Origin of the sequence: Pseudomonas sp. 22189 (genome assembly GCF_052045635.1) — a bacterium.
Lineage (GTDB): Bacteria > Pseudomonadota > Gammaproteobacteria > Pseudomonadales > Pseudomonadaceae > Aquipseudomonas > Aquipseudomonas parakoreensis.
Genome location: NZ_JBQEPG010000044.1, coordinates 20,180 through 31,611, shown reverse-complemented (window position 1 = coordinate 31,611; position 11,432 = coordinate 20,180). Strand labels below are relative to the sequence as shown.

Annotated in this window: 11 protein-coding genes; 1 reads left to right on the top strand and 10 read right to left on the bottom strand. The window is 61.4% G+C overall.

Annotation, left to right across the window (positions count from 1 at the left end; genetic code table 11):
* Positions 1-154 precede the first annotated feature (154 nt).
* Positions 155-1,813, top strand: coding sequence for a phosphoethanolamine transferase (locus ACTJKS_RS26865; protein WP_108182521.1), 1,659 nt, complete (start codon positions 155-157; stop codon positions 1,811-1,813).
* A gap of 121 nt (positions 1,814-1,934) precedes the next feature.
* On the opposite strand, the gene ACTJKS_RS26860 is transcribed toward ACTJKS_RS26865, so the two are convergent.
* The 10 genes from ACTJKS_RS26860 to ACTJKS_RS26815 form a co-directional block, all read right to left on the bottom strand.
* On the bottom strand, positions 1,935-2,213 hold the full coding sequence (locus tag ACTJKS_RS26860; RefSeq protein ID WP_262948271.1) for a DUF971 domain-containing protein: 279 nt from the start codon (positions 2,211-2,213) through the stop codon (positions 1,935-1,937).
* Entirely contained in the window at positions 2,210-3,172 is a 963-nt protein-coding gene (locus ACTJKS_RS26855) for a HEAT repeat domain-containing protein (protein WP_108182519.1), read from the bottom strand. The genes ACTJKS_RS26860 and ACTJKS_RS26855 overlap by 4 nt, the downstream gene beginning before the upstream one ends.
* On the bottom strand, positions 3,169-4,017 hold the full coding sequence (locus tag ACTJKS_RS26850) for an ABC transporter ATP-binding protein (protein WP_108182518.1): 849 nt from the start codon (positions 4,015-4,017) through the stop codon (positions 3,169-3,171). Before ACTJKS_RS26850 ends, ACTJKS_RS26855 begins: the two co-directional genes overlap by 4 nt.
* Positions 4,017-4,799, bottom strand: coding sequence for an ABC transporter permease (locus ACTJKS_RS26845; protein ID WP_108184384.1), 783 nt, complete (start codon positions 4,797-4,799; stop codon positions 4,017-4,019). Before ACTJKS_RS26845 ends, ACTJKS_RS26850 begins: the two co-directional genes overlap by 1 nt.
* A gap of 133 nt (positions 4,800-4,932) precedes the next feature.
* Complete coding sequence (locus tag ACTJKS_RS26840; RefSeq protein ID WP_108182517.1) at positions 4,933-6,336, bottom strand: ABC transporter substrate-binding protein; 1,404 nt, start codon at positions 6,334-6,336, stop codon at positions 4,933-4,935.
* A gap of 237 nt (positions 6,337-6,573) precedes the next feature.
* On the bottom strand, positions 6,574-6,819 hold the full coding sequence (locus tag ACTJKS_RS26835; RefSeq protein WP_042559450.1) for a 4Fe-4S dicluster domain-containing protein: 246 nt from the start codon (positions 6,817-6,819) through the stop codon (positions 6,574-6,576).
* Positions 6,820-6,844: 25 nt separating this feature from the next.
* Positions 6,845-8,575 carry a fumarate reductase/succinate dehydrogenase flavoprotein subunit gene (locus ACTJKS_RS26830; RefSeq protein ID WP_108182515.1) on the bottom strand — a complete coding sequence of 577 codons (1,731 nt, stop codon included), beginning with the start codon at positions 8,573-8,575 and terminating at the stop codon, positions 6,845-6,847.
* Positions 8,572-9,324 carry a GntR family transcriptional regulator gene (locus ACTJKS_RS26825; RefSeq protein WP_041062347.1) on the bottom strand — a complete coding sequence of 251 codons (753 nt, stop codon included), beginning with the start codon at positions 9,322-9,324 and terminating at the stop codon, positions 8,572-8,574. Before ACTJKS_RS26825 ends, ACTJKS_RS26830 begins: the two co-directional genes overlap by 4 nt.
* A 186-nt stretch (positions 9,325-9,510) precedes the next feature.
* Positions 9,511-10,476: a Gfo/Idh/MocA family protein gene (locus tag ACTJKS_RS26820; RefSeq protein ID WP_108182514.1), complete on the bottom strand. Its 966-nt coding sequence runs from the start codon at positions 10,474-10,476 to the stop codon at positions 9,511-9,513.
* A gap of 25 nt (positions 10,477-10,501) precedes the next feature.
* Positions 10,502-11,389: a Dyp-type peroxidase gene (locus ACTJKS_RS26815; protein WP_108182513.1), complete on the bottom strand. Its 888-nt coding sequence runs from the start codon at positions 11,387-11,389 to the stop codon at positions 10,502-10,504.
* Between the last annotated feature and the right edge of the window lie 43 nt (positions 11,390-11,432).

Genomic DNA, 11,432 nt, shown 5'->3' with positions numbered 1-11,432 from the left:
CTGAAAAGCAAGATCAAAAGATCGCAGCCTGCGGCAGCTCCTACGGGGAAACGGAGTAGTTGTTACAGGATGTTTACAAAATTTTTACCAATGTTCTTCTACAGTTACGCGCGTTACCGCGCGTGTTTTCTATTCTGCTAGAGGAATGTCTGTAATGGCTTTGGGCAAAGGACTGCGTTTACCGTCCATCACTTCAACCCGTCTGGTGCTGCTGTTTTCCCTGGCACTGGTGACGCTGTACAACCTGGCAACCTGGAAGGCGCTGGGGAATCTGATCACCTTGCAAGGCGCGCACAAACTGGCGTTTTTCGCCTCGTTCGGGCTGTTCCTGTGGGCGGCGATCACCCTGCTGCTGACCCTCGTTTCGTTTCGCTGGACGCTGAAACCGGCGCTGACCGTGGTCGCTCTGCTCTCGGCCTGCGCGGCGTATTTCATGAACGAATACGGGATCACCATTGACACGGTGATGATCCAGAATGTGTTCGAAACCAACCCGGCCGAGGCTGCGGCGCTGTTCAACGGCAAGCTGCTGGCCTACGTGCTGTTGCTCGGCGTACTGCCAGCGGTGCTGATCTGGCGCTGGCCGGTGAGTTATCGGCCGTTCTTTCGCGGCGTGCTCAACAAGGTGCTGGTGATTGCCGCTTGCGTGCTGGTGATCGGCGCATCGGTGGGCGCGTTCTATTCGACCTACGCGCCGATCTTCCGCGAAGAAGACAAGCTCACCCACTTCATCAACCCAACCAACTACATCTACGCCATCAGCAAGTACACCAAGCAGCGCCTGGGTATCAAAAAGCACTTTGTGGTGCAGACCATCGGGGAAGACGCGGTGATGAGCACCAAAGCCGCCAGCCGCGAGAAAAAGTCGCTGATGGTGTTTGTGGTCGGCGAAACCGCCCGCGCCGATCATTTCTCGCTGAACGGCTATGCGCGCGAGACCAATCCCGAGCTGAGCAAACTGGACATCCTCAACTTCACCCAAGTGCATTCCTGCGGCACGTCCACGGCGGTGTCGGTGCCGTGCATGTTCTCGATGTTCCCCCGTGAGGACTACAGCGACAAGAAAGGCAAAACCTACGAAGGCCTGCTGGATATCCTGCAACGCGCCGGCGTGCAGGTGCTGTGGCTGGACAACAACAGCGACTGCAAGGGCACCTGCCTGCGCGTGCCGCACCGCGACATCGCGAAGAACCAGCCCGGAACGTTCTGCGATGGCAACAACTGCCTCGACGAAGCGCTGCTGGCCGACCTGCAAGGCTACATCGACAGCCTCAAGGGCCACGCGATCATCGTCCTGCACGCCGACGGCAGCCACGGCCCGGAATACTATGAGCGCTATCCGAAGAGCATGGAGCGCTTCACCCCGATCTGCCACACCAACCAGTTGGGCAGTTGCAGCCGCGATGAACTGGTCAACGTGTACGACAACACCATCCTCTACACCGACCACTTCCTCGCCAAGGTGATCGAGTTGCTCAAGCGCAATCAGGACACCCTGGATACCTCGATGCTGTACGTCTCCGACCACGGCGAATCGCTGGGCGAAAACGGCCTGTACCTGCATGCGGCGCCGTATGCATTGGCGCCGGAAGCGCAGACGCATGTGCCGATGGTGATGTGGTTTGGCAACAACACGCTGGCGCAACTGGGGATTGATCGCGATTGCCTGCAAGGCAAGACCGGACAGCCGGACCTGAGCCATGACAACCTGTTTCATTCGGTGCTGGGGTTGTTCGAGGTGAAAACCGCGCTGTATCAGCCGGGGCTGGATGTGTTTCGCGGGTGCCGGCCAGCCATGACGGCCGGGCAATAACAACCCGGACACTGAACGCCCCTGTGGGAGCGAGCCTGCTCGCGANTGCCAGTCGCCATCAATATTGACTGATCCACCGCTTTCGCGAGCAGGCTCGCTCCCACAGTTGATTGTGGTGAACCTAAGAATCGAGTTGTGCCAAATAGTCCCACGGGTAAATCCCGCGCTGATGGCCGTCACTGAACACCAGTTGCACGCCATAGCCCTGCGGGGTGATTTCGATCAGGCAAACACGCTCATCGACCCGCGGCGTCACACCTTTCAGGCGAAACGCGCGGCACTGCGAGCACGGGCACTGGCGGCGCAGTTCGGCGTGGTTGAACAGCGATTCACGGCCGTCCGGCCAGCTCAGGCGCAGTGTCCGTTCGCTTTGCGAGTTGCTCACCGACAGCGGATTCATTGCAGCTGACTCAAGGCAATCCGCACCGCTTTGCGCACTTCCGGGTCACCGTCATCCTGTGCCGCCTGCAACGCCGCCACCGCACCGCGATCATTCAACTCACCGAGGGCCAGCGCGGCTTCCTTGCGCAGGTTGCTGATGCGATGGCCGAGGGTTTCGATCAGGGCGTCCAGCGCTGGCGCAAAACGCAGGCGACCGAGGCTGCGGGTGGCGCGCAGGCGCACTTGCCAGTAGTCATCGCCAAGGGCTGCGATCAATGCCGGACCGGCGTCGCTGTGGCCGACCTTGCCCAACGTGGTGGCCGCCTCTTCGCGCACTTGCCAGGCGTGATCGTGCAAGGCCTGACGCAGCGCCGGCAATACCTCGGCGCCAGACGCCAGACCGAGAGCACCGGTGGCGGCGCGGCGCACTTCGGTGTCCGGGTCGGCGCTGGCCAGTTGCGCCAATGCCGGCAGTGCGTCGAGCTGCTTGAGCCAGCCAAGCACGCCGATGGCTTCGCGGCGCACGCTGGCGTCGGCATCATCAAGTGCCGCGACAGCAGCAGGCGCTGCAGCGGCGAAACGCAGTTCGCGCAAGGCACGGAACGCGGCGATCCGCACACCGACTTGCGCATGATCGGTCCACGGCAGAATCACCCGGCCGGCGGCTTCAGATTTAAGCAGACTCAGACTTTGTGCGGCGGCGGCCTGCACTGCCGCAGACGGATCGGTCAGCGCCTGGCACAGCGCAGCCACCACCGGTTCGTCTTCCCACGCTTCCAGCAGCCGCGCGGCTTCTGCTCGGACGTCTTCAGCCGGATCATCGGCCAGCCTTTCGACCAGCCACAGCAGGCCGTCCGGTTCTTCCAGATCTGCCAGCTCGATCAAGGCAATGCGCCGCATACCGGCATCGTCAGCGGTCAGACGCGGTTGCAGGGCGAGGATGTCGTCATTGTCAGTCACAGCAAAAAATGAGGTCATAAGGCAAATCGCGGCAAGGGGTTTTCGGGCGGCAAGCCGAGCGGGTTGAGGCGCGGCAGCGGTCGGGAGTTGTCGTGGCGCAGCAGGTCGAGGCAATGGCGCTTGAGGCGGGAGAATTCGGCGCTGGTCACCAGCTCAGAGGTACGCGGACGCGGGAAGTCCAGGCGCAGGTCTTCGATGATTCGCCCCGGACGTGCGCTCATCACCAACAGTCGATCGGCGAGGAACAGCGCCTCATCGATGTCGTGAGTGACAAACACCACAGTGGTGCGAATCTGTGTCCAGATATCCAGCAGCAGCTCTTGCATGTTCAGGCGGGTCAAGGCATCCAGCGCGCCGAACGGCTCGTCCATCAGCAGCAGCCGTGGACGGTTGACCAGCACCCGGGCGATTTCCACCCGTTGCTGCATACCGCCGGAGAGCTGATCGGGCCAGCGCTCGGCGAAGCCGTCGAGGCCCACCAGTTTGAGCATTTCATCGGCAACACGATGGCGCTCGGTTTTGCCGATGCCGCGCATTTTCAGGCCAAAAGCGACGTTGTCACGCACGGTGCGCCACGGAAACAGCGTGTGATGCTGGAACACCATGCCGCGCTGCGGCGACGGCCCGGACACCTCGCTGCCATCGACTTTAAGGCCGCCAGAGTGGGCGTGCAGGTGCCCGGCCAGTGCACCGAGCAAGGTGGATTTGCCGCAACCGGACGGGCCGAGAATGCACACGAACTGGCCCGGTTCGATCTGGCAGTCCAGACCGTGCACGGCTTCAAAAGCGTGTTGGCCTTCGCCGAGCACGATCGACAACTGGCGAATATCGATTCGCCCTTCCGGGTTTTGCATCGAGCTCATCAGGCTTTTCCTCTCGGTCGGTGCCAAGGCGTGAACAGCTCGCCCAGGCGCTTGATCAGCAGACTGCTGCCCATGCCCAGCACACCGATCAGCAGCATGCCGACGACGATGTCGGCGTAGTTCTGGATGGTGTAGGACTCCCAGGTGTAGTAGCCGATACCGAACTGGCCGGAGATCATCTCCGCCGTCACCAGGCAGAACCACGAGGTGCCCATGCCGATCGCAAGGCCGGTGATGATGCTCGGTGCAGCGCCGGGCAAAACCACTTCAAGCAGGATCGCCCGGCGCCCTGCCCCGAGGCTTTTTGCCGAAGCGATCAACCGCCGGTCGACGCCTTCGACGCCGTGCACGGTGTTGAGCAGGATCGGGAACAGCGCGCCAGTGAAGGTGATGAACACCATCGACAGCTCCGACGACGGGAACATCAGGATCGCCAACGGAATCCACGCCACCGCCGGGATCGGGCGCAGCACTTCCAGCGGTGGCAGCAACAGGTCCTCGGCCCATTTCGAACGACCGATGGCCAGGCCCAGAGCGATGCCGATGAAAAGTGCCGCGAGGTAACCGGCGAATACCCGGCTGAGACTGGCGCTCAGGTGTTGCAGCAGCTTGCCGGAATCGCCCAGGCCCAACGCCGCTTCGATCACCGCCAATGGGGTTGGCACGTTGGCGAAAGTGACCAGACCGAGATTCCAGTGGTGGCTGGCGGCGAGTTGCCAGAACAGCAGGCAGAGCAGCAAAGAAGCGGCCCTTGGAACCCAGCGTAAATAGGATCGGTACACAATTCTTCCTCTCAACCGAGATCCCCTGTAGGAGCTGCCGAAGGCTGCGATCTTTTGACTTTGATTTTAAAAAGCAAGATCAAAAGATCGCAGCCTTCGGCAGCTCCTACAGAGAGGCGCGGTGTTCTTCGGGTTAGCGGCTGGCTACGGCTTGGGTTGTGGCATCGGTAAAGTCGAAAACCTTGCCGCCCTGCGCCGCCGCATATTGCTGCGCCTGGCCCTTGAGCAGGAACGCACTCAGGCGGCCCTTGGCATCACTGGCAAACCACGCCTGATCGGCGAGTAATTTGATCCCGCTGTCACTGGCCTGGGCATACACGGCGCGGATGTTTTTGCCTTCCTGTTTCAATGCGGCCAGCGCAGTGAAAGCGGATTCGGCGGAGGTGTACTGGCGTACTTTGTCTTCGCCGCGCACCCAGATTTCGGCGACGTGGCTAAAGTCCGTGATGGCTTTGCCAGTCGCCGCATCCACGGCTTTCAACGGCGTCTGCGCGTAGTTGGCGAGTTGCGCGGTGTAGTCCAGGTTCGACGCCTTGAAGGCGGCGCGGATGTACTGATCGTCGATGAAGGTGTTGAGGTCGAGGCCGCGATCGGCTTTCTTCAGCAGCTTAAGGGTGTCAATCGCCGTCCCCACTGCCTGGCGGTATTCCGGCTTCCAGCTCAGGTCGCGGGTCTGCACGCCCAGCGGGCCGTGGAACAGGTAGTTGACCTCGGCATCGACGCCGGTGACCTTGGCGATCAGCTCGCTGTACTTCTCCGGCTCGGTGGCCAGCAACTGATTGGCCTCGATGCTTGCGCGCAGGTAGGCGACGACGATTTCCGGGTACTGTTTCGCATAGGCTTGATCGACCAGTGCGCCGTGAAAAGTCGGTGCGTTGGCCTGGGCGCCGTCGTAGATCTTGCGGGCGAAACCACGACTGGGGAACAGTTCGGCGAACGGCACGAAGTCGGCGTGGGCGTCGATCTTGCCGACCTGCAAAGCGGAGCCGGCGACTTCCGGTGGCTGGGCGATGATGTTCACGTCCTTGAGCGGGTCCCAACCCTGCTCCGCCACCGCGCGCAGCAACATGCCGTGGGCGGTCGACGCGAATGGCACGGAGATGGTCTTGCCCTTGAGTTCGCTCAGCGCCTGCACCCCGGACGCACTCGGCACCACGATGCCGTTGCCGCTGCCCTTGATGCTGCCCGACAGGACGCTGATGAACAGGCTGTGCTTGCCGGCGGTTTCGAACGCCACCCCGTTGAACGCCCCGGGGAAATCGGCCATGGCGCCGAAATCGAGTTTGCCGGCGACCATCTCGTTGGTCAGCGGCGCGCCGCTGGTGAAGTTTTTCCACTGCACGTCGTATTTCGCGTCTTTGTAGGCGCCGTCGTGCGGCAGGTATTTGTCGAGCAGACCGAGTTCACGAATCAACAGCCCGCCGGCGGCGCAGTTGATGGTGGTGTCCTGGGTACCGATGGCAATGCGGATGGTTTCGGCCGAGGCCGACAGAGTGAATGAAGCCAGTACCAGACCGGCGAGTGCTGCACGCAACATGGTGTGTTTCCCCTCGAATCGTTTATTGGATGTTCGTCTCCGCCGCGATCAGGGCGCGGTGGGAAACGAGGGGTTTCAGTTTTTCCAGCGTCCGGGTGTTCCGGATGGCTTATGGCTTGCCACAAATCCCCTGTAGGAGCTGCCGAAGGCTGCGATCTTTTGATCTGGATTGTGATTTTAAAAAACAAGANAAGATCAAAAGATCGCAGCCTTCGGCAGCTCCTACAGGGGGCGGGGTCACCGCAGTAAATAAGGGATGTCGACCTTTACGGCACCGGTCGGGCAATCCTTTTCACACGGCATGCAGTACCAGCATTCATCGAACGCCATGTAGGCCTTCTGTGTGGCCGGGTTGATCGCCAGCAGGTCCATCGGGCAGACGTCGACGCACACGGTGCAGCCCTTGTCGGCGATGCATTTGTCCTCGTCCACGGTGACCGGGGCGTTGGAGCGGAAGAAGATTTCCTGGGCTTGATAGGCCATGGTTCGGACTCTCTCTGGTGATGCATCAAGCGGCAAAAGCGCCCACTCGCAAGCGGTCGTAAGCCTGCATGTCTTCGGCATCGAGCGCGATGATGTAAGGCTCGACGGGTTTCTTGAAACTGGTCATGCGCCCGTCCTCGCCCTTTTTCAGGTGGCAGTGGCAGAACCATTCACTGTCATTGCGTTGCGGATGATCGACGCGGTAGTGGTACAGGCCCCAGCGACTCTCGGCGCGGAACAGTGAGGCGCGCGCGGCCATTTCGGCGCAGTCGCGGATCACGCTGGTTTCCATGGCGCGCATCAATTCGTGGGGGTTGTTGGCCTTCATCTGCTCAAGGTCGCGTTCGATGTCGCTGAAGCGCTGCAAGCCGATCTGCATTTTTTTGGTCACTTTCGGCGGTTGCAGGTAGTCGTTGACGAAGCGTCGCAGCTTGTACTCGACCTGCGCCGGTGGCAGACCGTGTTCACGATCCAGCGGCGCGTAGACCCGGGCTTTCTCTGTTTCGATCTGCGCGGCATCCAGCGCCGAGAACTCGCGCCCGGCGACAAAGTCCGCCGCGTTCTGGCCGGCGAACCAACCGTAAGTGAACGCGCCGAGCATGTAGTTATGCGGCACGGCGGCCATGTCACCGGCCGAGTACAAACCTTTGACCGAGGTCTCGGCGCGCTCGTTGACCCACACCCCGGACGCCGAATGGCCGCTGCAAAAGCCGATCTCGGAGATGTGCATCTCGACCATCTGCGTGCGGTAATCAGTGCCGCGATTGGCGTGAAACTGGCCGCGACTCGGGCGTTCGTTGCTGTGCAGGATCTCTTCGATGTTCTGGATGGTTTCCTCGGCCAGGTGATCGAGTTTGAGGAACACCGGGCCGTTGCCGCTTTCCAGTTCCTGGTGGAACTCCCACATCATCTGCCCGCTCCAGTAGTCGCACTCGATGAAGCGTTCGCCCTTGTTGTTGGCGGTGTAGCCGCCGAGCGGGCCGGTGACGTAGGCGCAGGCCGGGCCGTTGTAGTCCTTGATCAACGGGTTGATCTGGAAGCATTCCAGGTTCGCCAGCTCGGCCCCGGCGTGATACGCCATCGCGTAGCCGTCGCCGGCATTGGTCGGATTTTCGTAGGTACCCATCAGGTAACCCGAGGACGGCAAACCCAAGCGACCGGCCGCGCCACAGGCGAGGATCACCGCTTTGGCCTTGATCACATGGAAATCGGCGGTGCGGCAATCGAAGCCCATCACCCCGTTGACCGCGCCCTCCTCGTCGGTCAGCAATCGGGTGCAAACAAGGCGATTGGTGATGCTCACCCGCGCCCGTTTCAACTGGCGGTAAAGAACTTTTTTGATGTCGTGCCCTTCCGGCATCGGCAGCACGTAGGCGCCCATGTGGTGGACTTTCTTCACCGCGTAATCGCCGGTTTCGTCCTTCTCGAACTTCACGCCCCAGCGGTCCAGTTGCTCGATGGTTTCGAAGCTATGGGTGGCATAGGCGTACACCGCCGCCTGATTGACGATGCCGTCGTTGGCGATGGTGATTTCCTTGGTGTACTGCTCCGGCGTCGAGTGCCCGGGGATGATCGCGTTGTTCAGGCCGTCCATGCCCATGCTGATCGCGCCGCTGCGTTTGACGTTGGCCTTGTCCACCAGCAGCACGCGCAAATCACGGTTCTTCTCTTTGGCCTTGATCGCTGCCATCGGCCCGGCAGTGCCGCCGCCGATCACGACGATGTCGTATTCCTGTTCCAACGTGTTGCGCGTCATGCCTGCTCCCCTTTTTGCCGGTCGATCCGCAGGCGGTACTGGAAGGCATCGCCACGGTAGTAAAGGTGTTCGAAGTCCAGCGGCTGGCCGTCGGCGTCGTGGGTCAGGCGCTCAATGCGCATGATGGGCGAGCCGGCTTCGACGTTCAGCGCCTGGGTCAAATCGCTGTCGGCCAGTACCGCGTCGATCGCCAGATCCGCGTGGCCGAGGGCAATGCCGCAGTCGTTTTCCAGAATCAGGAAGATGTCGCGCGTCACCAGATCCGCCTTCTCCAGGCGTTCGCCGATGGCTTTGGGCAGGTAGGTGATTTCCAGCGAGATCGGTTCGCGGTTGATCAGGCGGACGCGTTTGATCTGCGCCACGGTCTCGCCTTCCGCGACCTGCAGGCGCTCGGCCACGCGTTTGTCGGCAGGGATGAATTTGAAGCTGCGCAGGCGGTTGATCACCTCGTAACCGCGCCCGGTCATGGACTCGGCGAGACCTTGCAGGCTGCTGACGTTCTGGAAGGTTTTCGGCTTGGCGACGAACGTGCCTTTACCGTGGATCTTGAAGATCAGCCCTTCTTTCTGCAGATCGCCCAGTGCCTGACGCACGGTGATGCGGCTGACTTTGAAAAGCGCGCCGAGCTCGCTTTCGGAAGGCATTTGGCTGTCTTGCGGATATTCGCCGTCAAGAATGCGGGCGCGCAGCACGTCGCGCAATTGCGTGTGCAACGGGACACTTGCCAGGGACAGTACGTTATCGGTCATCACGGAATCACTTGTTATAACGAGTTATGACGTGATCTTAGAGACGTTATGACAAGCTTGAGAAATATTGTTTGGGCATAACCTTAGACGCGCTGTTGAAAAGCAAAGATCGCAGCCTTCGGCAGCTCCTACAGTTTGAAAATGCGATCCCCTGTAGGAGCTGCCGAAGGCTGCGATCTTTTGACTTTAGCGTTTAAGGATCTGGTCCATCACCCAGTCGGTCTTGACGGCTTGCTCGGCGACGGCCGGATGCTGCGAATCGCCCCGAATATGCGCATTCATGCCCAGCACGTGGTGCCACTGAATGTGCTCGTGATGCGGGATCTCCAGGCTGATCTGCTCATCGGCGAATAGCTGCACCGGATGTTCGTCAAACACGGAGAACGCGATGCGCCCCTGACTGCCGATTATTTCCACCCGGTCCTCGCGCCGATCCGCGACAAAACTCCAACAGCCCATGCCCAGTGCTCCGGAGGCGAAGCGCCAACTGGCACTGACCGCGTCTTCCGCCGCATACAACCCGGCTTGCCGGGCGGTGAAACCGGCGACTTCAACGATGTCGCCGAGCAGGTACTGGAACAGGTCAAAACCATGGCTGGCCAGATCGGCAAAGTAGCCGCCACCGGCGACGCTCGGGTCGGTTCGCCAATTGGCGCTGCCGTCCAGATCCGCCGCCGAGGGGGCTTTGGTCAGCGTCCAGCTCAGGTGTCGTACCTCACCGACGCGGCCCTGCGCCAGCCATTGCCGCACTTGAGCAAAACGCGGCAACGACCGGCGGTAGTAGGAAACGAAAAGGTGCAGACCAGCGTCGGCAAACGCCTGCTGCATCTCGCGGCTTTGCCCGGCGTTGAGCGCCATCGGTTTCTCGACGCAGCAATGCTTGCCGGCGGCAGCGACTTTGAGGCTGTAGGCGTGGTGGCTGTCGGGTGGCGTGGCGATGTACACCGCGTCCACTTCGGGGTCGTTGATCAGCGCATCGACATCGGTGTAGACCCGGGCGATGCCATGACGTGCGGCGTAATCGCTCACCGCTTCAAGGCGCCGGCCCATCACCGCCACCAGCGCCGAACCGGGCGCCTTGTAAAAGGCCGGCCCGCTCTTGCGTTCAGTGACGCTGCCGCAACCGATCATGCCCCAACGCACCACGTCCATGCTCAACTCCCTTTGTTTGAAACACTCAGCCGATGCGCAACGCGCGCAGATCGAGGTGGCCGTCCTTGATGGGCGGGCACCAGTAATAGCCGCCGGTAATCGGTCGGCTGATGCGGTACAGACCATCAGCGATACCGTCTTCCAGACCGCTCATGCGCCGCAGTTGCGCCTCGAAGGCGTCCAGCGAGAACCCGAAGGCGAGGAACATCAGACCAGCCCGGTCACCTTCAATCCATGGCATCGAACGGCGCACGACGAAGGCTTCGGGGGCGAAGCTTTCCTGGGCGGTGCGTTTGACGTGGGCAGAGACTGGCGCATCGTCGATCTCTTCGTTGTCGCTCAGGCGACGGCCCATGATGTTGTCCTTGTCTTCGCCGGACAATTGATGAAAACCCTTGAGGTCGTGCTGCCACTGCTGGATCGCGGCGAAGCTGCCGCCGACCAGACCTTCTGCGCCCTCGCCCAACAAGGCTGCAGCGATGGCGGCTTCGTCGTGCGGGTTTTCGGTGCCGTCTTCGTAGCCGGTCAGGTCATGGCCGTCCTTGTGGCGGAAGGCTTCCTGCATGTCGACCAGGCGCAGCGCCGGGGCCAGTGCGGCCTCGACGGCGTTGCAGCGGTTGAGCAGTTCGCCACGGTCGTCACCGTGCAGCCAGACCCACAGCGCGTGCTGGGTCGAGGGGTTTTCCACGCCGACGCCGGTTATGGCCGGGAAGCTGCGCAGACCATCAATCTGTACGTTCAGCGCCTTGGTCAGGGATTCACCGAAACCGACCACCGCCGACTTGCCGTCCACCAGGCTCAGCAGGTTGTCGATCGCCTGCGGCAATGCTTCAACCGACGCCAGGGCGAAAAACAGGTGACGTGCTTGCGCAGGAACAGGGGTGGCGAGAATGCCCGGCTGGTAGTAACTCATGTGAACTCCTTGGGAAAGTGCGCGGGAGTTTACCTGTAGCTGA

What these genes read in the sequence shown, in the direction of transcription:
- ACTJKS_RS26865 (WP_108182521.1), top strand. Translation starts at nt 155, where the DNA reads ATGGCTTTGGGCAAAGGACTGCGTTTACCGTCCATCACTTCAACCCGT.
- ACTJKS_RS26860 (WP_262948271.1), bottom strand. Translation starts at nt 2,213, where the DNA reads ATGAATCCGCTGTCGGTGAGCAACTCGCAAAGCGAACGGACACTGCGC.
- ACTJKS_RS26855 (WP_108182519.1), bottom strand. Translation starts at nt 3,172, where the DNA reads ATGACCTCATTTTTTGCTGTGACTGACAATGACGACATCCTCGCCCTG.
- ACTJKS_RS26850 (WP_108182518.1), bottom strand. Translation starts at nt 4,017, where the DNA reads ATGAGCTCGATGCAAAACCCGGAAGGGCGAATCGATATTCGCCAGTTG.
- ACTJKS_RS26840 (WP_108182517.1), bottom strand. Translation starts at nt 6,336, where the DNA reads ATGTTGCGTGCAGCACTCGCCGGTCTGGTACTGGCTTCATTCACTCTG.
- ACTJKS_RS26835 (WP_042559450.1), bottom strand. Translation starts at nt 6,819, where the DNA reads ATGGCCTATCAAGCCCAGGAAATCTTCTTCCGCTCCAACGCCCCGGTC.
- ACTJKS_RS26830 (WP_108182515.1), bottom strand. Translation starts at nt 8,575, where the DNA reads ATGACGCGCAACACGTTGGAACAGGAATACGACATCGTCGTGATCGGC.
- ACTJKS_RS26825 (WP_041062347.1), bottom strand. Translation starts at nt 9,324, where the DNA reads ATGACCGATAACGTACTGTCCCTGGCAAGTGTCCCGTTGCACACGCAA.
- ACTJKS_RS26820 (WP_108182514.1), bottom strand. Translation starts at nt 10,476, where the DNA reads ATGGACGTGGTGCGTTGGGGCATGATCGGTTGCGGCAGCGTCACTGAA.
- ACTJKS_RS26815 (WP_108182513.1), bottom strand. Translation starts at nt 11,389, where the DNA reads ATGAGTTACTACCAGCCGGGCATTCTCGCCACCCCTGTTCCTGCGCAA.